This window comes from Nonomuraea sp. NPDC047529, from assembly GCF_040642995.1.
Lineage (GTDB): Bacteria > Actinomycetota > Actinomycetes > Streptosporangiales > Streptosporangiaceae > Nonomuraea.
The window spans coordinates 173,179-193,437 of the sequence record NZ_JBEYTJ010000001.1 but is presented as its reverse complement, the minus strand read 5'-3'; the positions used below and the strand labels follow the sequence as shown (position 1 = coordinate 193,437).

General features: G+C 71.3%; 16 protein-coding genes. 10 read left to right on the top strand and 6 right to left on the bottom strand.

Features of this window, described 5'->3' with window-relative positions; all coding sequences use genetic code 11:
• Positions 1-23 precede the first annotated feature (23 nt).
• Entirely contained in the window at positions 24-2,441 is a 2,418-nt protein-coding gene (locus ABZ815_RS00995) for a DEAD/DEAH box helicase (RefSeq protein WP_357692570.1), read from the bottom strand.
• Between the two features lie 334 nt (positions 2,442-2,775).
• Here ABZ815_RS00995 and ABZ815_RS00990 point away from each other — a divergent pair, with 334 nt between their 5' ends.
• The 6 genes from ABZ815_RS00990 to ABZ815_RS00965 all read left to right on the top strand — a co-directional run bounded on the left by ABZ815_RS00990 (position 2,776) and on the right by ABZ815_RS00965 (position 11,289).
• The gene (locus ABZ815_RS00990; protein ID WP_043629845.1) at positions 2,776-3,126 is read left to right on the top strand and encodes an STAS domain-containing protein; all 351 of its coding nucleotides are present in this window, start codon (positions 2,776-2,778) and stop codon (positions 3,124-3,126) included.
• Position 3,127: 1 nt separating this feature from the next.
• Positions 3,128-3,553, top strand: coding sequence for an ATP-binding protein (locus tag ABZ815_RS00985; protein ID WP_357692567.1), 426 nt, complete (start codon positions 3,128-3,130; stop codon positions 3,551-3,553).
• 473 nt (positions 3,554-4,026) lie between these two features.
• Positions 4,027-4,962, top strand: coding sequence for a DUF2332 domain-containing protein (locus tag ABZ815_RS00980; RefSeq protein ID WP_357692564.1), 936 nt, complete (start codon positions 4,027-4,029; stop codon positions 4,960-4,962).
• Between the two features lie 933 nt (positions 4,963-5,895).
• Positions 5,896-8,208: a sodium-translocating pyrophosphatase gene (locus ABZ815_RS00975; RefSeq protein WP_357692562.1), complete on the top strand. Its 2,313-nt coding sequence runs from the start codon at positions 5,896-5,898 to the stop codon at positions 8,206-8,208.
• 351 nt (positions 8,209-8,559) lie between these two features.
• A complete protein-coding gene (locus ABZ815_RS00970) occupies positions 8,560-9,027 on the top strand; it encodes a histidine phosphatase family protein (protein ID WP_357692559.1) in 468 nt (155 codons plus the stop codon).
• A 15-nt stretch (positions 9,028-9,042) separates the two neighbouring features.
• Positions 9,043-11,289 (top strand): FUSC family protein, encoded by a 2,247-nt coding sequence (locus ABZ815_RS00965; RefSeq protein WP_357692556.1) that lies wholly within the window; start codon positions 9,043-9,045, stop codon positions 11,287-11,289.
• Here the strand turns inward: ABZ815_RS00965 and serB are convergent.
• The 4 genes from serB to ABZ815_RS00945 form a co-directional block, all read right to left on the bottom strand.
• Positions 11,279-12,496, bottom strand: coding sequence for a phosphoserine phosphatase SerB (gene serB / locus ABZ815_RS00960; protein WP_357692554.1), 1,218 nt, complete (start codon positions 12,494-12,496; stop codon positions 11,279-11,281). The genes ABZ815_RS00965 and serB overlap by 11 nt on opposite strands.
• Positions 12,497-12,576: 80 nt before the next feature.
• Positions 12,577-13,155 (bottom strand): hypothetical protein, encoded by a 579-nt coding sequence (locus ABZ815_RS00955; protein WP_357692551.1) that lies wholly within the window; start codon positions 13,153-13,155, stop codon positions 12,577-12,579.
• Positions 13,156-13,250: 95 nt separating this feature from the next.
• Complete coding sequence (locus tag ABZ815_RS00950) at positions 13,251-14,261, bottom strand: S-adenosylmethionine:tRNA ribosyltransferase-isomerase (protein WP_357692548.1); 1,011 nt, start codon at positions 14,259-14,261, stop codon at positions 13,251-13,253.
• A complete protein-coding gene (locus tag ABZ815_RS00945; protein WP_357692545.1) occupies positions 14,258-14,914 on the bottom strand; it encodes an SDR family oxidoreductase in 657 nt (218 codons plus the stop codon). The genes ABZ815_RS00950 and ABZ815_RS00945 overlap by 4 nt, the downstream gene beginning before the upstream one ends.
• Positions 14,915-15,025: 111 nt before the next feature.
• Between ABZ815_RS00945 and ABZ815_RS00940 the strand changes: the two genes are divergently transcribed.
• Positions 15,026-16,144, top strand: a complete 1,119-nt coding sequence (locus ABZ815_RS00940; protein ID WP_357692543.1) for a GAF domain-containing sensor histidine kinase — start codon at positions 15,026-15,028, stop codon at positions 16,142-16,144.
• Positions 16,141-16,767: a response regulator transcription factor gene (locus ABZ815_RS00935; RefSeq protein ID WP_357692540.1), complete on the top strand. Its 627-nt coding sequence runs from the start codon at positions 16,141-16,143 to the stop codon at positions 16,765-16,767. Before ABZ815_RS00940 ends, ABZ815_RS00935 begins: the two co-directional genes overlap by 4 nt.
• Positions 16,768-16,775: 8 nt before the next feature.
• Here ABZ815_RS00935 and ABZ815_RS00930 read toward each other — a convergent pair whose 3' ends face one another.
• Positions 16,776-17,279, bottom strand: coding sequence for a hypothetical protein (locus tag ABZ815_RS00930; RefSeq protein WP_357692537.1), 504 nt, complete (start codon positions 17,277-17,279; stop codon positions 16,776-16,778).
• On the opposite strand from ABZ815_RS00930, the gene ABZ815_RS00925 reads away from it, so the two are divergent.
• Both ABZ815_RS00925 and ABZ815_RS00920 read left to right on the top strand, forming a co-directional pair.
• Complete coding sequence (locus ABZ815_RS00925; RefSeq protein ID WP_357692536.1) at positions 17,269-17,463, top strand: hypothetical protein; 195 nt, start codon at positions 17,269-17,271, stop codon at positions 17,461-17,463. The genes ABZ815_RS00930 and ABZ815_RS00925 overlap by 11 nt on opposite strands.
• A gap of 166 nt (positions 17,464-17,629) precedes the next feature.
• Positions 17,630-20,257 carry a serine/threonine-protein kinase gene (locus tag ABZ815_RS00920; protein ID WP_357692534.1) on the top strand — a complete coding sequence of 876 codons (2,628 nt, stop codon included), beginning with the start codon at positions 17,630-17,632 and terminating at the stop codon, positions 20,255-20,257.
• Positions 20,258-20,259: the final 2 nt, after the last annotated feature.

The following is a 20,259-nucleotide window of genomic DNA, read 5'->3' as shown; positions in this document are numbered from 1 at the left end:
CGTCGGACGGAGGAGGGCGGGAGCTAAGCCGGAGGGCCAGGGGTGAGGAGGATGTCCAGGAGTTGGAGTGCGCCGCGTTTGTGCAGGGGCTCGTTGCCGTTGCCGCACTTCGGGGACTGGATGCAGGAGGGGCAGCCGCGTTCGCACTCGCAGGACGCGATCGCCTCGCGCGTGGCCGTCAGCCAGTCGGTGGCGCGCGCGTAGCCGCGTTCGGCGAAGCCGGCACCGCCTTCGTGACCGTCGTACACGAAGACCGTGAGCAGGCCCGTGTCGGCGTGCAGTTCGGTGGAGACGCCGCCGATGTCCCATCGGTCACAGGTGGCGAACAGGGGGAGCAGGCCGATCGAGGCGTGCTCGGCGGCGTGTGCGGCACCGCCCAGGTCGATGTCCGCCGCCGCGAGCGGGGCCACCGCCGTGGCGGGCAGCGTCCACCAGACCGCGCGGGTGCGGAGGGTGCGGGGCGGCAGGTCGAGGGGTTCGTCGCCGAGCATCTCGCCCGACTGCATGCGTCTTTTCAGGTACGAGACCACCTGCCTGGTCACCTCCACCTCGCCGAAGTGCAGCGTTCCCGGGCCGAGGGGGCGGGAGCGCTGGGTGGCGAGGATGGAGATGTCGGTGATGTCGCGGGCGAACGTCGAATAGTCGGGGTTGGCGGCCTCGACCAGGGCGACTCCGGAGTCGAGGTCGAGGGTCTCCACCAGGAAGGTCTCGCCCTGGTGGAGGTAGACCGCGCCGGTGTGGACCGTGGTGTGGGCCGAGGGTTCGTCCACGCTGCCGAGCAGGCGGCCGGTCGACGACTCGACCACCTGGATCGGGGCGCCTCCGCCGCCTCTGATGTCGGCGAGGTCGGTGGCGCGTTCGCGGCGGGTCCAGAACCAGCCTGCCGGACGGCGTCTCAGCAGGTTCTGGGCGACCAGATCGTCCAGGACATCGGGGGTGGTGGTGCCGAAGATGGGCAGATCGTCGTCGGTCAGCGGGATCTCGGCGGCGGCGGCGCACAGGTGGGGGCCCAGGACGTACGGGTTGTCCGGGTCCAGGACGATCGCCTCCACCGGCCGGCCGAACAGGGCCTGCGGATGGTGGACGAGGTAGGTGTCCAGGGGATCGTCCCTGGCGATGAGCACGGCGAGGGCGTCCTGGCCGTCGCGTCCGGCCCGGCCGGCCTGCTGCCAGAGGGAGGCGCGGGTGCCGGGCCAGCCGGCGATCAGTACGGCGTCCAGGCCCGAGACGTCCACACCGAGTTCGAGGGCGTTCGTGGTGGCCAGGCCCATGAGGGTGCCGGCGCGCAGGGCCTTCTCCAGGAGGCGGCGGTCTTCGGCGAGGTAGCCGGCGCGGTAGGCGGCGACCTTGTCGGGGAGGGCGGCGAGGTCCTCGACGTCGTCGGGGATGGCCCAGGTGAGAGGGCTCGGAGGTGTGGGGTGACGGAGGTCCTGGAGGTCGGCATCGGGCCGGTCCGTCGCGCCGGCGCCCGGGCCGGTGGCGTTGGTGGCGTTGGCAACCGGGCTCATGGCGTCGGGAGCGGCGCTTCCGGAAGCGGGAGAGGAACTGTGGGGGGTGGCCTCAGGGAAGCCGGAGGCGTCGGTCGGCGCGGTTTCGGGGGTGGCGGACGGAGGCCGGGGAGCGGTGACGGAGAAGGCCACGTCGGCCAGCTTGGCGCGGGCGGACAGGGCGACCGTCTCCGCGCCGCGTCGCGAACGTACGAAGGCGAGCGTCCGTACGTTCGCCAGGACGAGGTCCGCGAGGAGGTCGGCCGTCTCCGCGGTCGCCGTCCGGCGTACGGGAGCCCCTCCCTCGCCCCGCAGATCCGTCAGGGGCGGCTCCCAGAGGGCAATGGTGGTCGAACCCTTCGGCGAGGCGTCCGTGGTCACCTCGTCCATCTCAAGCCCCGTCAGCCTCATGGCGAACACGCCTGGCTCGCTCGCCGTGGCCGAGGCGAGCACGAACGTGGGGCGCGAGCCGTACCGGGCGCAGACGCGGCGCAGGCGGCGCAGGATCTGGGCCACGTGCGAGCCGAAGACGCCGCGGTATCCGTGGCACTCGTCCACGACCACCATGCGGAGACGGCGGAAGAACGAGGACCACTGCGCGTGGCGAGGCAGGACGCCACGGTGGAGCATGTCCGGATTCGTCAGGACGTAGTTGGCGTGCTGGCGGATCCACGTCCGTTCCTCGAAGGGGGTGTCACCGTCGAAGCAGGCGGCGCGCACCTGCGTGATGCGCAGCTCGCGCAGGCCGCGGAACTGGTCGGCGGCCAGGGCCTTGGTCGGCGTCAGGTACAGGACGGTGCCGCCGTCGAGGCAGGACGCGACCGCCGGAGTGAGGTACGCCAGGGACTTGCCCGAGGCCGTGCCCGTACTGATGATCACGTTTCGGCCACGGAAAGCCAGGTCGGCGGCCTCGTACTGGTGGGGCCAGAGTCCTGTGACTCCACGGTTCGCCAAGCGCGTAACGAGGACTTCCGGCGCCCAGTCGGGCCAACGGGCTTGACCCGCCTGACGTGCTGGAACATGCTCCACATGGGTGACACGCTCATGACGTGCGGGAACTCCGAGCAGGTGGGCGAGGAGTGGACCTGCTTGTTGTGGGGAGGATGGCGTGGAAGTCACTGTTTCCAGTCTTGCATCGATGGGCAAAGTCGCCGGGAATCGTGATTTCGTATAGACACAAGCCAGACGCGTGGTTGAATGCCGCGCGTCAGGGTCGGACAGTCTGGGGCCACGCTCCAGACTGCCAGGCCCGCAAGAGTACTTTCGCAGGCGAGGCGCTGGAGGATCTGTGGATCTGAAGTTGGATCACCGCACCGAAGACCGACTCACCATCGTGGAGGTCGAGGGTGAGATCGATGTCTACACGGCGCCGAGATTGCGTGAGCTCCTCATCGACCTGGTGAACAAGGGCAACTTCCACCTTCTGGTGAACATGGAGAAGGTCGACTTCCTCGACTCCACGGGGTTGGGAGTGCTCGTCGGAGGGCTCAAGAGGGTCCGGGCGCATGACGGCTCGCTTGAGCTGGTGTGCACCCAGGAGCGCATCCTCAAGATCTTCCGTATCACCGGTCTGACCAAGGTCTTCGGGATTTACGCTTCCGTCGACGAGGCCAAGGAAGCTCACGGCAAAGACAAGTAGCATGGCTACCGTCGAGCTGACGTTCAGCGCTCTCCCCGCGCATGTGCGGACCGCCCGGCTGGTGGCCACGGCGATCGCCCGTCGCACCGGCGTCGAGGAATCGCTGCTGGACGAAGTCAGGCTCGCCGTGGGTGAGGCATGCTCCAGGGCGGTCGAGGCGCATCGACTTCACTGCCCGGGCGAGCCCATCCGCATCGAGCTACGTGACGACTCCGGGCGTTTCGAGGTCACGGTCAGCGATCTGGCCCCCAGTGACGAGATCAAGCAGGAGCAGCCGCTCGATCTGGGCATGCTCTCTGACTCGTTCATGTCAGGCTTCGGCCTCGCCGTGATCACCGGTCTGGCCGATGACGTCGAGGTCTTCCCCAGCCCCAAGGGGACGAACATCCGGATGAGCTGGCCCGCCTCCAACGGGGCGGGTTCCTGACCTGACAGCGCTTGGATCGGTCCCTTGTTTTCTGAGGGTCGTGTTCGGGCTGGTCGGGTCTGGTTGAGGGCGATAGACGGGGATGAGGGGGTGTCCGGTTGTGGCATGCCTTCCTCCCTGTCGGATCGCACCTTTCTTGTGCCCATGAGGACGCCGAGGTCCAAGGGGCCGGGGCTTTTTCGGCATGCCTTGGATGGCTTGGTGCGGTGTGAAGGCAGGGCGAAGAGCCCTCGCCGCGATGTTGGTGGGTGCCTCCGATCGGGGCCGGAAGCCCGCAGTCGGCACACCCGGTCGCCATGGGCTGCGGCGAGATGGCGGGCTCCCGTTTGGGGAGTCGTCACAGGTTGCCGGGGTCGGGCTGGGTGAAGGCCCGATGCGGCGCCCGAGGCTCGGGGTGACGAAGAGGGCCTGATGAATCCGTTCGAGAGCGCGGTCGGCTGGGTGTGGAAGGGGTTCGCTGCGATCATCGGGACATGACGACCGCAGCGATCTACGCAGACTTCGCCGCGCGTGAAGCGCACGGTGTGTCGCCCACGTACGAGCGGCTGGCATACGCGGTGACGCGGGATCTTGAACTCCTGACTTTGCTCGACGGGCTCCCGCCGGCCAAGCGGCAGCCGAACCTGCTGTTCGGCGTAGTTCGGCTGCTGGGTGGGCCGGTGGAGGATCCGGCCGAGTTCCACGATCACGCGGTGGCGAACTGGCCGGTGATCGAAGCGGAGATGCGCACCCGGACCACGCAGACGAACGAGGCCGGACGGTGTGCCGTCCTGCTGCCGGTGCTCAACGCGCTACCGCAGCCGCTCGCGCTGCTGGAGGTCGGCGCGTCCGCCGGGCTGTGCCTCTACCCCGACCGGTACGCCTACCGTTACGGCAATCACCTGGTCGGCTCCGGGGAGCCCGTCCTTGCCTGCGCGTCCACCGATATGGCGCCGCCGACCGGCCTGCCGCAGGTGGTGTGGCGGGCCGGCCTGGATCTGAACCCGCTTGACGTGACCGTCCCCGCGGATCTCGCCTGGCTTGACGCCCTCATCTGGCCTGAACACGCGCATCGCCGCGCCAGACTGCGGGCCGCGGCGGCCGTGGTCGCGGCCGACCCGCCGCTGCTCGTACGGGGCGATCTGGTGGACGACCTGCCGGCGCTGGCCGCGCAGTCCCCGCCCGACGCGACGCTGGTGGTGTTCCACAGCTCGGTGCTGTACCACGTGCCGATGCCGCGACGGGTGGCGTTCGCCGAGGCGGTACGCGGCCTATCCGGCCACTGGATCGCGAACGAGGCCCCGGACGTGCTGCCCTACGACACGCTCCCGAAGCCGCCGGGCGAGGCGCTGTACAACGTCCTCGCGCTGGACGGGAGGCCGCTCGCCTGGACCCGATCGCACGGCCAGGCGATCACCTGGTTCACGTGATGCGCAGGGACGGGTTGACGTCCAGCTCAACGGTCTCGAGTGTGATCGGGCGTGGTGCTGCGGAGGCTCAGTGCGCCGCAGACCCGCTCGGGTGTGTAGGGATCTGAGGCCTCGCCTGACGCGAAGGCATGGCGCTGGGGCTCGGCGGGGTTGGCGGGGGAGCTTCGTGGTGGTACTCGACGTGGTTCTGGCGAGCCGGGCGGTCCTGGGATTTCCCGGGTGTCGGGGTGTTGGTCCGTGATATCTGGCGGCTTGGGCTCCTTTGACGTGGCCTGAGGGGGTAGCGTGTCTGCGCTCCGGGATTCTTGATCGTCTCAGGGTGCCTGTGGAAGATGGCCCATAGTTATCCACAGGCTGTGGATAGACGGGGGATAGCTGGCGGAGTCACTTGGCCGGCGCCGGGGTGTATGGGCATGAACCCCTGAAACCGGAGGCATGGTGGCCGGTGTCAGGTCTCGAAGCCGGCGTCGGGGAGGGTGGCCGGCGTAGGAGCTTCGGATCGGCGTCGAGGCTGGCGTAGCTTCCCGGTGGCGTAAGGCCATCGAGGAGGCCGGCGCGGGTGGTGCCGCACGGCTGTGTTTCGGGTGGGAGTGCGGGGCGGGGTGGGGTGTCGGCGTGTCGCTGGGTTAAATCTGGGTTTCGGGCGGTCCGATTTGGGGGCTTGTCATGCCCGTAAACGCGAGGAAATTTCGCCTGTCAGATCGCAAACCGGCCTGCTGTCAGGGGATTACTGAACGGTCGCGCAAATAGCCGCCCCGAGAGCCTTCATATCCGTTCAGTGCCTGCGTAGACTCCCGGCACCGGCCAAGGTGATCCGGCGGAACCGCGGATTCAACCGGAAGCGGCACCCACAACCCGGATGGTGCCGCACCCGCCCGCCGAGAAATCCGCAGCACCGTTCGGGCAGGACGACCGGTCTTGCCGAGGAGAACGATGAGCAGGCACATGCTGGCATTGGAGCCAGCGCCCAATCTGTCCCTGAGCGGTAACAATCTCACCATCGTGATCGTGGTCGCCGCGGTCGCGCTGATCGCGCTAGCCGTCGCCGGCGGCCTCGTACGCGAGGTGCTGTCCGCCGGCCAGGGCACCGAACGCATGCAGAACATCGCGCGAGCCGTGCAGGAGGGCGCGGCTGCCTATCTCACGCGCCAATTCCGCACACTGGCGATCTTCGTGATCGTCATTCCCTTCCTGTTGCTCTTGCTGCCGGGCGAAATGGACGTACGCGTCGGTCGCTCGATCTTCTTCGTGGTCGGTGCGGTGTTCTCCGCATTGACCGGATTCATGGGCATGTGGTTGGCGGTGCGCGGAAACGTGCGTGTCGCCGCCGCGGCCAACGAGTCGGGCGAGAAGCGCGCCATGCGCGTCGCGTTCCGTACCGGCGGCGTCGCCGGAATGTTCACCGTCGGCCTCGGGCTGCTCGGTGCGGCCGTGGTCGTCTTCATCTACCAGGGCGAGGCGCCCCACGTTCTCGAAGGGTTCGGGTTCGGGGCGGCGCTGCTGGCGATGTTCATGCGAGTCGGCGGCGGCATCTTCACCAAGGCCGCCGACGTCGGCGCCGACCTGGTGGGCAAAGTCGAGCAGGGCATCCCCGAGGACGACCCGCGCAACGCCGCGACGATCGCCGACAACGTCGGTGACAACGTCGGCGACTGCGCGGGCATGGCGGCCGACCTGTTCGAGTCGTACGCGGTCATGCTGGTCGCCAGCCTCATCCTGGGCAAGGTGGCCTTCGGCGAGCAGGGTCTGATCTTCCCGCTGATCGTGCCCATGATCGGCGTGCTGACCGCGATCATCGGGATCTTCGTCACGGGGATGCGCGACCGCGACCGCAGCGGCATGGCGGCGATCAACCGCAGCTTCTTCATCTCGGCCGCCATCTCGGCGGTGCTGGTCGCCGCGGCGGCCTTCTGGTATCTGCCCAGCAGCTTCAGCGCCCTGTCGGGCTCGACCGTCACGTCGGACGCCGACCCACGCCTGATCGCGGTGGGCGCGGTGCTGATCGGGCTGGTGCTGGCCAGCGCGATCCAGCTGCTGACCGGCTACTTCACCGAGACCAACCGGCGTCCGGTGCGCGAGATCGGCGAGAGCTCGGCCACCGGCCCGGCCACCGTCATCCTGGCCGGCATCAGCGTCGGCCTGGAGTCGGCCGTCTACTCGGCGCTGATCATCGGCGGCGCGGTCTACGGGGCGTTCCTGCTCGGGTTCGGGAACGTCACGATCGCGCTGTTCGCGGTGGCCCTGGCCGGCACCGGCCTGCTGACCACGGTCGGCGTCATCGTCTCCATGGACACCTTCGGCCCGGTCTCCGACAACGCCCAGGGCATCGCCGAGATGTCGGGCGACGTCGAGGGCGAGGGCGCGCGGGTGCTCACCAGCCTCGACGCCGTCGGCAACACCACCAAGGCCATCACCAAGGGCATCGCCATCGCCACGGCCGTGCTCGCGGCGACGGCGTTGTTCGGCGCGTTCCGTACGGCGGTGGAGGACCAGCTCTCCAGGGCCGGCCAGGACATCAAGGACGCGCTGGGCGCCTTCTCGACCTTCAGCCTCAGCATCGACCAGCCCAACGTCCTGGTGGGTCTGATCGTCGGCGCCGCGGTGGTGTTCCTGTTCTCCGGCCTGGCGATCTCGGCGGTCGGCCGCGCGGCCATGCGGGTGGTCTTCGAGGTACGCGACCAGTTCCGCAACAAGCCGGGCATCATGGACGGCACCGAGAAGCCCGAGTACGGCCGCGTCGTGGACATCTGCACCCGCGACTCGCTCCGCGAGCTGGCCACGCCCGGCCTGCTGGCGGTGATGACCCCGATCGCGGTCGGGTTCGCGCTCGGCTATGCGCCGCTCGGCGCGTTCCTGGCCGGCGCGATCGCCTGCGGCACCCTGATGGCCGTCTTCCTGGCCAACTCCGGTGGCGCGTGGGACAACGCCAAGAAGCTGGTCGAGGACGGGCACCACGGCGGCAAGGGCTCCGAGGCCCACGCCGCGACGGTCATCGGCGACACGGTCGGCGACCCGTTCAAGGACACCGCGGGGCCGGCCATCAACCCGTTGATCAAGGTGATGAACCTGGTCGCGCTGCTGGTCGCGCCGGCCGTCGTCCTGTACGCGGGCAACGCCGCGCTGCGGGTCGGCATCACGGTGGTGGCGGTGGCGGTGGTCGTCGTGGCCATCATCGTCTCCAAGCGCAGGTCGGTGACGAGCGAGCCGGCCAACAACGACCGCGAGCACGAGCCCGTGGCGTCGTAACCGTCGCTGCACGAGACGCCCGCTCCGGCATCGGGGCGGGCGTCTTCGCGTGTGGGGGGAATCCAGGGGCTGGCTCCGGGCGCAGGGCCACGCGCCGCTTTCGCGAGGCGCGAGGCGCGAGGCGCGAGGGGCGAGGGGGCGAGGGGCGAGGGGGCGAGGCGCGAGGCGGGGGTTCTCGGGGGTTGGGGGTTCCCGGGCGGGTGGGGGTGGGGGTGCGGTGGGAAACTGGGCGGGTGGAAGACGACAACCGGCCCTCGGGGGGCAAGACGCTGGTCCTGATCCTGCTGGCGATGCTGGCCATCCTGGCCGTGATCGTCGGGCTCGGGATCTGGGCGTCGAGGGGATGACGTGATGCGGACCCTGATACTGCTCCGCCATGCCAAGGCCGCGCAGGTGCCCGGTCTCGCCGACCGCGAACGTCCGCTGACCGAGCGCGGCGAGCGGGACGCCGGTCGCGCCGGCGACGAGATCAGGGCGGCCGGGCTGAGTCCCGACGCGGTGCTCTGCTCGCCCGCGCTGCGAACCAGGCGTACGGCCGAGCTGGCCTTTCCGGGTATGGAGATCAGCTACGAGCGCGACATCTACCAGGCTTATCCGGAGGAACTGCTCGAACTGGTCCACAGGACCGACCCCGAGCTGGGCACGGTCGTGTTGTGCGGGCACAATCCCGCGGTGCACGAGCTGGCCCTGCAACTGGGCGGCGGCGACTACGGCTTCCGGCCGGGGGCGTTCGCGGTGATCCAGATGGAGGCCGCGTGGGTAGACCTGTGGCCGGGGGAGGGACGCCTGGTCACCCACTGGGATCCCAAGGAGCACTGACCGGGGGCGACGCCTATGCGGGGGGCCGCCAGAGCGCTGCGTGACGGCTTCTCGCTGCCCGCGCGTCCCCCCTGGGGGTACGGGCTGCTGTGCGGGCTCGCGGTGGCGGGGCCGCTGCTGGCCGGGGTGCTGGCGGGGCGGCCGCAGTCGGGGGCCTTCCTGGCTCTCGGGGCGTACCTGACGGCGTTCGGGGACACGTACGGGCAGCCGTACGCGGCGCGGGCGCGGTTCATGGCCATCAAGATCGTGCTGATCGCGGCCGGGTGCTGGCTGGGCCTGTTCCTGGCGGACCGGCCCTGGTGGGCGGTGCTGGCGCTCGGGCTGGCCGCGGCGGCGGGCGCAAGGTGGCGTACGGTGGGCACGCCGCCCGTGTTCGCCCTGGTCACCGGGTTCTACCTGGCGGTGCCCGCGAGCTTCGGGCCGCCCGAGCTGATGGTGCTCGGCGGCCTCCTGTACGCCGTGCTGGCCCTGGCCCTGTGGCCGCTGCGCCGGTTCGACCCGCTGACGACGGCGCTGGACGAGGCCGTCCAGGCGACGGCCGGGCTGCTCGACGGGCTGGCCGGCGACGATCGCGACGATCGCCACCACCGGGACGGCCGGGACGGCTGGGACGACCTCAGGGAACGCGCGTCCAAGGCCCTGGGCGCCGCGGCCACGGCGTCGGCGGCGTTCGAGACCATGGACGCGACCGGCAGGTCCGCCGACGCGTACGTGAAGGCGCTGGTCCGCATCTTCCACGAGACGGTGGCGCTGCGCGCCCTGCGCGCGGCGGCCCCGGACGAGCAGGACGGGATCGACGACGTGGCCACGACGCTGGCCGCGGACCTGCGGGTGGCCGCGGACGGGCGGCGGGCCGGGGCGGTGGAGGCGCTGGCCGTCACCGCCGACTACGCCGAGCGCCTGGCCGCGCGCGAGCCCGCCGGCGACCCGGCGGCGCTGCGCAGCGGCGCGGTGCTCGGGCAGGCCCGGCGCTGCCTCGACCGGATCGCGCTGGGAGTGCGCACGGTGGGCTCCCTGGCCGCCCGCCACACGCCTCAGGCAGGCCGCGGCGTCCTGCCCGGCCTACCCTGGAAACGCACGGCGGGCCGTGGGGTGCCGACCTGGAAACACGCGGCGGGTCGCGGGGTGCCGACCTGGAAACACGCGGCGGGTCGCGGGTTGCCGACCTGGAAAAGCGGGGTGCTGACCGGGAAACGTACGGCGGACCGCGGCGGGCTGCCGGGGAAGCAGCCGGGGATGGCGTGGGAGCCGGCGCCCGGAGGCTCGGGGCCCGAGCATGCCGGACGGTTGGGGATCACCGCCGCCGTGGCGATGGCGTTGATGCTGGGGGTGCACGAGCAGTACGGCAAATGGTTCGTGTTCACCGTGCTGCTGGCGGTGCGGCCCACCTACGGGGACACGGTCGAGCGGGTGGTGCTGCGGGTGGCGGGCACCGTGGCGGGCGCGGCGGGGGCGGCGCTGATCCTGGCGGCGGTGCCGGGGCCGTACACGATCGTGGGGACGGTGCTGGTGTTCGGCACGCTCGGGTTCGCGCTGCGCGAGGTGAGCTACGGCTACTGGTCGGTCTTCGCGACGCCGCTGGCCATGATGCTCACCGACTTCTCGACCCGGCTCGACTGGGAGGCGGCGGGGATCAGGCTGGCGCTCACCGCGGGCGGCGGCGTGCTGGCGCTGGTGGCGGCGCGGCTGCTGTGGCCGCGCGGCCAGGCCGGACGGCTGCGCGGCCTGTCCGCCGAACTGCTGCGCGAGCACGGCCGCCTCATCCGCACGCTGGCCGAACGCGACCTGGACCGGCTGCCCGACCGTACGGAGTCCGCCGGGACGGCGTCCGACCGGCTGCGCGAGTCGCTGGACAAGCTGGACAAGGAGCCGGGCGGCAGCGCGCCGGCCGAGCTGCGCGCCGCGCTGACGCTGGCCAGGAAGCTCAGGGACGACGCGATCCTGCTCGGCGCCGTGCTGCGCGGGGCCGAGCCGGGTTCGGACGCCACAGCGGGCGTCCTGGACGCGGTGGCCGACCGGCTGGACGCCGTGGGGCAGGCCGTACGGGAGCGGGAGCCGCCGCCCGCGGCCGACGCCTTCGAGTCGGAGCTCGACGACGTGGCGCGGGAGGTCAGCTCGCTGATGGAGGAGGCGGTGGCGGGCGAGGGCACGGCGGTGCGCAGGCGGCTGCGGCACGCGGTGACCGCCCACCCGGCGCTCAGGTCGCTCTGCAAGGACGCGCTCGACCTGGCCGCCGAGGTCACCGCCCGGTTCAGGACGTGAGCACGCCGTCCTCGGCGTCGGCGGCCTCGACCTCGTCCCTGGAGATGCCCAGCAGGTAGAGGATCGAGTCGAGGTAGGGCGTGTTGACCGCGGTGTCGGCCGCCTGCCGGACGACGGGCTTGGCGTTGAAGGCGATGCCCAGCCCGGCCGCGGCGATCATGTCGAGGTCGTTGGCGCCGTCGCCGATGGCCACCGTCTGGGAGATGGGCAGCTTGGCCTCCCGGGCGAACCGCTCCAGGGCGCGGGCCTTGCCCGGACGGTCGACGATCTCGCCGACGACGCGGCCGGTCAGCTTCCCGTCGATGACCTCCAGGACGTTCGCCGCCGAGTAGTCGATGCCCAGCTCCTCGACCAGGGCGTCGGTGATCTGGGTGAAGCCGCCGCTGACGATGGCGAAGCGGTAGTCGAGGCGCTTGAGCGTACGGACGAGGGTGCGGGCGCCGGGCGTGAGCACGACCTCCTGGCGCACCTGCTCGAAGACCTCGGCGGGCAGCCCTTCGAGCAGCGCGACCCGGCGGCGCAGCGACTCGGCGAAGTCGAGCTCGCCGCGCATGGCCTGCTCGGTGACCCTGGCGACCTCGTCGAGGCAGCCGGCGTGCGCGGCCAGCAGCTCGATGACCTCGCCCTGGATGAGGGTGGAGTCGACGTCCATGACGATGAGCCGCTTGGCCCGGCGGGACAGGCCGGTGCGCTGGACGGCGACGTCGACCTCCTGGGCGGCGGCCTCGGCGGCCAGCTCGACGCGCAGGGCGGTCGGGTTGGCGCCGGAGACCGACAGCTCGATGCAGGTGACGGGCCACTGGGCGAGGCGTTCGATGCGGTCGATGTTGGCGCCGGCGGCGGCGATGCGGCCGGCGATGCCCGCGATGGCGGCGGGCTGGAGGGTGGCGCCCAGCACGCTGACCGACAGGCGGCCGCGGCGGCGCTGTTCCTTGGTCTGGGAGCCGGTGGAGAGCTCGACCTCCATGCCGAGGTCTTCCGCCACCCGCTCGACGGCGGTCCACATCGCGCCGAGGGTGGTGCCCGTGCCGGTGGACGGGCCGCCGGCGTAGGCGACGAGCACGCCGAGCGTGAGTCTGCCGCGGATGACGACCTGTTCGATGTCCGCGACCGTCACCGGGAACCCGGACAGCACGGAGAAGAGCCTGGAGGTGACACCGGGCCGGTCGGGGCCGGTCAGGGTGATCAGGAGGGTGCGCTGGTCCACATCCAGCCACGGTACTGCGCCCGGTCCCGTGCCCGCGCAGCAGGCTCGCCATTCGGACACGGGCGCAGCGGTCGCGAGGACTAGCGGACGATCCTGGTCTTCGCGGTCTTGGCGTAGCCGCGCTCAGGGATGCCGAGGCGCTCAAGCTCCTCCTGGGCCAGCGACCACGTGCCCTTCTCCTGGTCCCACATGCCCTGCTGGACGTCGTACGTGATCACGCCGAGGGTCGCCTTCTGCGTGCCCGCGGCGCTCTTCTTCAGCTTCGCGTAGAAGTCCAGACGGACCCAGTCGTCCTTCTCCAGGACGTAGGGGACGCTGCAGTACAGGGCGCGGCCGTCGAGGGCGCAGATGGTGCCCTTGGGGGCGTTGTAGCGGATCTTCCGGAGGTCCACGCCCTTCGGGAACTGGCCGCCCACGAACCAGGCGTCGGCCGAGTACGGGCCGGTGTTGGTCGCCTTGAGGCTGTACTTGATCAGGCCGCCCGCCTTGGCCGTCTTGGACGCCTTCAGGTTGATGTCGAAGACCGCGAACGGGTCGTCGGCGACCTTGGCGGTGTGGGCGGCGGTGGCCGTCGTGGTGGCGGAGGCGGGCACCGCCGGAACAATCAGCGCACCGGCCAGCAAAGCCAGCGAGGCGACCTTAGTGAGGGAGTTGCGCATTACGTCTCCGGTGAGGAAGTGGCACGGGGACGCACACGAACAAGCCCCCGTAAATGTCGGCTGTTCCTATCACGAGGGCAAAATCCGTGTAAAGCTTATTTATCCAGAATCAAGTGCGTGTCGCCAAACTCGTGCCACAGATATCCCTTCCGCAGCGCCTCTTCGTACGCGCGCGCCAGCGCTTTCTCGCCCGCGATCGCCGTCAGCATGAGCAGGTGACTGGATCGCGGCTCGTGCAGCCCGGTGATGAGCCCGGTGACCGCCCGTACGCCGGAGGCCGGGGTGACGACGTGCCGGGTCCAGCCGGAGGAGGCGCTGACCTGGCCGTCCGGGCCCACGGCGGTCTCCAGGGCCCGGACGACGGTCGTGCCCGCGGCGATCACCCGGCCGCCGTTCAGCCGGGTCAGGTTCACCAGGCGGGCGGTGGCGGCGGGCACCTCGTACCGTTCGGCGTAGGGACGCTCGTCCTTCTCGGGCGAGGCCACGCCGGTGTGCAGCGTGACGGGCGCGATCGTCACGCCCCGCGAGACCAGCGCGGTGACCAGTTCGGGGGTGAACGGCCGGGCCGCGCTCGGCATCTCCGCGCTGCCCGGCACGGTGGCGAACACGGTCTGGTAGGCGTCGATGGGCCAGTCGGCCGGCACGTACGAGTAGCGGATCGGCCGGCCGTGCTCGCGCAGGTACGGCAGCACGTCCCGGTCCAGCCGCGCCCGCCACAACCGCGGCGTCTCCCGTTCGATCAGCCGCAGCGTGGCCCGGCCCGGCAGCGGCAGCCACTCGCCCGGCTCGCCGCCCCCGTACGGCTCGGACGCCTTGGCGGTCCTGCGGCGCAGCTCGACCAGCCAGGTGCCGTCCTCGCGGGCGGTCGAGAAGTGCACGGCGAGCCGGTCGAGCCGGACCGCCGCGGGCAACGTCGCCGAGTTGTTGACCACGATCAGGTCGCCGGGGTCGAGCAGTCCGGGCAGGTCGCCGAACCGGTGGTGGACGGGCTCGGCCTCGCCGCGCGAGACCATCAGGCGCACCGCGTCCCTGGCCAGCCCGCGCGCCTCGGGCGGCTCGTGGGCCGACAGGTCGGCGGGCAGCGCGAAGTCCAGCAGCGCCGTCATTGCAGGCTCACCTTCCCGCTGGCCGGCCGGGAGCCGACCAGGTCGCGCAGGGCCGCGGCCACCTTGGCGGGGTCGGCGGCCGACGACGCCTCCTGCTCCCCGACGGCGTCGGCGAGCATGCGGGTGTTCATCTCGCCGGGATCGACCCACCAGACCCGTACGGCGGGCTCCTCGGCGGACAGCACGTTCGACAGCTGCTCCAGGGCGGCCTTGGTCGCGCCGTAGCCGCCCCAGCCCTCGTAGGCGCCCGTGGCGGCGTCGGAGGTGATGTTGACCACGGCCCCGCCCGCCGCGCGCAGGGCCGGCAGCGTGGCCTGGACCAGCGCGAGCGGCGCGGTCACGTTCGTCTCCAGCAGGACCCGGAACGCCTCCAGCGGGTAGCCCGCCAGCGGCGGCAGCGGGGTCGTCCCGAGGTCGCTGGCGTTGTTGACCAGGAGGTCCAGCTCGGGCGCGGCCTGTCCCAGCCGGGCGACGTGCTCGGGGTCGGTCACGTCGCCGGGGATCGCGGTGGCGCCCAGCTCGTCCGCGACCCGGCGCAGCTCGTCCGCGCCGCGGGCGGTGAGCACGAGGTTCCAGCCCGCCTCCGCCAGGGACCTCGCCAGGGCGAGGCCGAGACCACGGGAGGCGCCGGTGATGAGAGCGGTGTTCGTCATGCCCTCGACGCTAGGATCGGCGCGCCGCGCGGGCATCGGGCGCAGGGCCCGCTTCGCCTGGGCACATCGTCCTAGGACCCCGCTCCCGGAGCGGGACCCTAGAGTGGGTCCGTGAGCTCACCGGACCGAGACGAGATCCTTCAGGCGGTGAGCTCCGCCGTGCTCGCGGTCACCCGCCACCTGTCGGTCCGCGAGGTGCTCCAGGTCATCGTACGGTCGGCGCAGCGCCTCCTCGACGCCCGCTACGCCGCCCTGGGCGTGCCCGACGACGACGGCTCGTTCGCCGAGTTCGTCGCCGAGGGCATGACCGACAAGCAGTGGGAGGCCATCGGCCCGCTGCCCAGGCAGCACGGCATGCTCGGCGCGATGCTCCGCGAGGGCACCCCGGCCCGGCTGCCCGACCTGAGGGAGGACCCGCGGTTCGAGTGGTGGCCGAAGGCCCATCCGGTGATGAAGGACTTCCTCGGCGTGCCGATCCGCGACGCCGAGCAGGTGATCGGCATCATCTTCCTGGCCAACAAGCGCACCCCCGGCGGCTTCACGCAGGAGGACCAGGAGCTGCTGACGCTGTTCGCCGCGCACGCCGCCATCGCGCTCACCAACGCCAGGCTCTACGAGCGCGGGCGCGAGCTGGCCATGCTGGAGGAGCGCAACCGGATGGCCCGCGAGCTGCACGACGCGGTCACCCAGAAGCTGTTCTCGCTCAGGCTGACCGCCCAGGCCGCCGCCACCATGCTGGACAAGGCCCCCGAGCAGGCCAAGGCCGAGCTGGAGCGCGTGCAGCGGTTGGCCGGGGAGGCGTTGTCGGAGCTGCGCGCGGTGATCGTCGAGCTGCGTCCGGCCGAGCTCGACCGCCACGGGCTGGCCGAGACGTTGCGCAAGCACGTGCGCCTGCTCGACCGGCTCCACCCTTCGCTGGTCATGTTCGAGTGCGACGAGCTGCCGCCGCTCGACCCGCCGGTGGAGGTGGCCGTGCTGCGGGTGGCCCAGGAGGCGCTGCACAACGCGCTCAGGCACTCGGGGGCCTCGCGGGTCTCCGTACGCCTGGTCTTCGAGGGCGGGGCGCTGGCGCTGACCGTCCACGACGACGGCGACGGCTTCGAGCAGGGCGAGTCGCGCGGCCTCGGACTGGTGTCGATGCGCGACCGGGCCGAGTCGGTCGGCGGTGTCATGACGGTCTCCTCGGCGCCCGGCCAGGGGACCACCGTACGCGTGGAGGTGGGCGTGTGATCCGGGTGCTGATCGCCGACGATCATCCGGTGGTCCGGCAGGGGCTGCGGACGTTCCTCGACCTCCAGGACGACATCACGGTCGTCGGCGAGGCGGCCGACGGCGCGCAGGCCGTCGAGCTGGCCGGCGAGCTGGCGCCCGACGTGCTGCTGCTCGACCTGAAGATGCCGGTGCTCGACGGGCTCGGCGCGCTGGAGCGCCTGACCGGCTCGGCCACGCGGGTGGTGGTGCTGACGTCGGTGAGCGACCGGTCCGACGTCGGCCCGGCGATGCGGGCGGGGGCCTCGGGCTTCCTCTACAAGGACGTCGATCCGTCCGCGCTGGTCCAGGCCGTGCGCGCGGTGCACAACGGACAGGTGCTGCTCGCGCCGGAGGCGGCCGAGGCGATGTTGTCCGCCCCGGCGGCCGCGTCCGCCGCCGCGCCGGGGCCGGCGCCGCTGACCGAGCGCGAGCGCGAGGTGCTCGCGCTGATCGCGGCCGGGCGGTCCAACAGGGAGATCGCGCGGAGTCTCGCCGTCGCGGAGAAGACGGTCAAGACCCACGTGTCGAACGTGCTGATGAAGCTGGGCGTCCAGGACCGGACCCAGGCCGCGCTGTACGCCGTACGGCACGGCCTGGCCTGATCAGCCGGTCAGGTGTCCTTCTTCTTGTTCGACTCCTCATGGCTGGCCGGCGGGTTGAACTCCTTGACGGGAGGCGGCGGCGTCCAGCGCTTCGTGGGCTTGCGCGGCGGCACCACGATCTTGGTCTTGGCGGTCCTGAGCCAGTAGTAGCCCTTGATGCCGAGGCGCTTGAGCTCTTCCTTGTCGATGTTCTCCATGCCCTGGTCGACGTCGTACGCGATGACGCCGAGCTTGGCGACGGCCACGCCCTTGGTGCCCTTCTTCATGGTGACCTGGAAGTTCAGCCAGTCCGTCTTGCCCTTCTGCAGGACGAACTTGCCCCAGCACCAGAACCAGCGGTCCTCCCAGGTGCACTTCGTGCCCTTCGGCGCCCCCCAGCGCAGCGTCGGCACGACGCCCTTGGGGACCTGTCCGCCGATCCAGTAATAGTCGGCGTAGTACGGCCCCAGGTTCTTCGCTTTGAGGTAGTACGTGATCTTTCCACCACGTTTGGTGCGATTGTTGTACTTCAAGGAGATTTTGAAGTTCGAGAACGGCTTGGCCGCGACGGCGTGCGTCGTCGCAGTCGCAGCCGTAGTCGTGGTCACAGTGGTGGCCACAGTGGTGGTCGTCGCGGCCTCTGCCTGGGCCGGAGCCACCAAGGGCGCGGCGGCCAGGCCGCTGACTAAGAACAGGCTGAAGCTTTTGCGCATGTGACGGCTTCCCCCTACGGTGCTGGAAATCCTCGATCTTCTCCGTGATTATTGCGTAGGGCAAATTTTTCGCAAAGAGCGATGATCTTTCGTGACTTGGGATGGCTTGCGGGCGTTCGCATGGCTCATCACGCTTGCGATCGGGGGACTTAGCGCAAGGGGAGGACCAGGTGCCGGAGACGCACCCGTTACAGCCCGGCGATCCGCGATCGCTCGGCGTCTACCGGCTGGTGGAGCGCCTCGGGAAGGGGGCCCAGGGGGTCGTCTTCAAGGCGGAGGGGCCCGACGGGCGGCTCGTCGCGATCAAGCTGCTGAACACGCTGCTCGACCAGCCAGGGCTCGACGGCGAACGTTTCCTGCGCGAGGTCGCCGCCGCGCGCCGGGTCGCCCAGTTCTGCACCGCGCGGGTGCTGGGGGCCAACATGGACGGCGAGCAGCCGTACATCGTGAGCGAGCTGGTCGACGGGGTCTCGCTTCAGGTCGTGGTGCAGCGGGAGGGGCCGCGCCAGGGCGGGGCGCTGTACCGGCTGGCCGTGGGCACCGTGACCGCGCTGGCCGCCATCCACCGGGCCGGGATCGTCCACAGGGACTTCAAGCCGAGCAACGTGCTGCTCGGGCCCGACGGGCCGCGCGTGATCGACTTCGGCATCGCCAGGGCGCTGGACTCGGCGATGACGATCAGCAGCGGGGTGGTGGGGACGCCGGCGTACATGTCGCCGGAGCAGATCTCGGGCGAGCGCGTGGAGCCCGCCGCCGACCTGTTCAGCTGGGCTCTCACCATGCTGTACGCCGCCACCGGGCGGCCCGCGTTCGGGCAGGACAGCCTGCCTGCGGTCATCTACCGGGTGATGAACGAGGAGCCGGACCTGTCGGTGCTGCCCGACGAGCTGCGGCCCCTGGTGCGGGCGTGCCTGCGCAAGCGGGCCGAGGACCGGCCGACGGCGGCGGACGCGCTGTTCGCCCTGCTGGAGAACCAGGGGGCGGCCGATCTGGACGACGAGGTCGCCCTCACCACCGGCTCCCAACTCGCCGCCGACCACCCCCACCCCACCCCCGCCCCCCCAACACCCCCGGGCTCCACGCCTCCAGGCCCAACGCCTCCGGGGCCTGGGCTTCCGGGGCCCGCGCTTTCGGGGGCTGCGCCTCCTGTGCACGCGCCCGGCGGCCCCGGAGGTGGGCCGTCGCAGGTTGCGCCGGCGGCGACCGGGTGGGCCAATCCGTCGGGGGCGTCCTACTCGCCGCCGCCTCCGGTGACTCCTGCCGGGCGCCCGCCGGTCCAGGGCCTGCCTGCGCCCGGCGGGCCGGTGGCGGGGCCGCCCGGGGCAGGGGGGTGGGTGCCCGGACCGGGGGGTGCCGGGGGGCGGTTCGAGGGGCCGGAGCGGGAGGGGGACACGCGGTACGTACGGCAGGCGCCCCCCGCGCCCTACGGCCCGCCCCGGCAGCTTCCGCCGCCCTACCCCATGGGCCCGCGCCCGCAGCCGCCCGGGAGTGGCAACGACGCGTTCTTCAGGCACACCCCCGCCGTGGTGCCGCCCGACGAGGCCAAAGCCAGGCGCAGGCGCGCGATCATGGTGTCCAGCGCGCTCGTCGTGGCGCTCGCGCTGGCCGGCGGCGTGCTGTTCCTGGGCCCGAGGATGTTCACCCCGAAAACCCCGCCGAGCCCCGACGCGGCCGGAGCCACCACGATCGCCCCGAGCCCCGGCCTGCCCACCGTCCTGCCCACGACCCAGTCCGCGAGCCCGCCCGTGACCCAGTCCGCGAGCCCGCCCACACCGGCCCCGAGCCCCGCACTCACCCCCACCCCCACGCCCACCCCCGCACAGGCGATCCCGCTCGCCGCCCTCGGCAAGCAGGACGGCAAGTCGCTCAAGGGCCACACCAAGGGCGTCCAGACGATCTCGGCCCTGCCCATGGGCGACGGCCGGACCTGGCTGGTCTCCGGCGGCCAGGACGGCCGCGTCCGCCTGTGGGACCTCGGCAAGCACAAGCCGCTGGCCACCATGAAGGGCCACAGCGAGGAGGTGTACGCCGTGGCCGCCGTCATGGTCGGCAAGACCCCCATGGCGGTGTCCGGCGGCTACGACGGCAGCGTGCGCCTGTGGAACCTCAAGACCCACAAGGGCAAGGTGCTCGGCTGGCACGGCGACGCCGTCTACTCGGTCGCGCTGACGAGGACGGGCCGCAAGTGGATCGCCGTGACCGGGGACGCCAAGGGCTGGCTGCGGTTCTGGGACGTGAAGAAGCGCAAGGCGACCGGCAGGATCGTCAAGGCCCACAGCAGGTCGGTGAACTGGCTCAACGCCACCCGCATCGGTGACCGCGAGATCGTCATCTCGGCCGGCGAGGACTCCACCATCCGGATGTGGGACGTGGCCCGGCACAAGGCGTACGGAAAGCCGTACAAGAGGCACACGAAGGGCGTGTACGCGATCGCGGTCGGCAGGATCGGCGACCGGACCGTGATCGCGTCCGGCGGGAAGGACCGGAAGATCCGGATCTGGGACCCGAAGACCGGCAAGACGATCGGCTCACCCCTGTCGGGTCACAAGAAGATCGTCTACTCCTTGTCCTTCGGCCCCCTGGGCGGGCGCACGGTCCTGGTGTCCGGCTCGACCGACGGGACCATCCGCCTCTGGGACCCCGACACCCACAAGCCGCTGGGCAAACCGGTCAAGGCCCACAAGCACGGCGTGTACGCGGTCGGGATCGTCCCCACGGGCGGTGACCCGGTCGTCGTGTCGGCCGGCAAGGACAAGGTCATCCGGGTCTGGAGGCCGAAGGAGGAGACCGGGTCCTGAGC

Excerpts from the sequence above, each read along its gene's own strand:
- ABZ815_RS00985 (WP_357692567.1), top strand. The coding sequence starts at position 3,128 with ATGGCTACCGTCGAGCTGACGTTCAGCGCTCTCCCCGCGCATGTGCGG.
- ABZ815_RS00980 (WP_357692564.1), top strand. The coding sequence starts at position 4,027 with ATGACGACCGCAGCGATCTACGCAGACTTCGCCGCGCGTGAAGCGCAC.
- ABZ815_RS00975 (WP_357692562.1), top strand. The coding sequence starts at position 5,896 with ATGAGCAGGCACATGCTGGCATTGGAGCCAGCGCCCAATCTGTCCCTG.
- ABZ815_RS00970 (WP_357692559.1), top strand. The coding sequence starts at position 8,560 with ATGCGGACCCTGATACTGCTCCGCCATGCCAAGGCCGCGCAGGTGCCC.
- ABZ815_RS00965 (WP_357692556.1), top strand. The coding sequence starts at position 9,043 with ATGCGGGGGGCCGCCAGAGCGCTGCGTGACGGCTTCTCGCTGCCCGCG.
- ABZ815_RS00955 (WP_357692551.1), bottom strand. The coding sequence starts at position 13,155 with ATGCGCAACTCCCTCACTAAGGTCGCCTCGCTGGCTTTGCTGGCCGGT.
- ABZ815_RS00950 (WP_357692548.1), bottom strand. The coding sequence starts at position 14,261 with ATGACGGCGCTGCTGGACTTCGCGCTGCCCGCCGACCTGTCGGCCCAC.
- ABZ815_RS00945 (WP_357692545.1), bottom strand. The coding sequence starts at position 14,914 with ATGACGAACACCGCTCTCATCACCGGCGCCTCCCGTGGTCTCGGCCTC.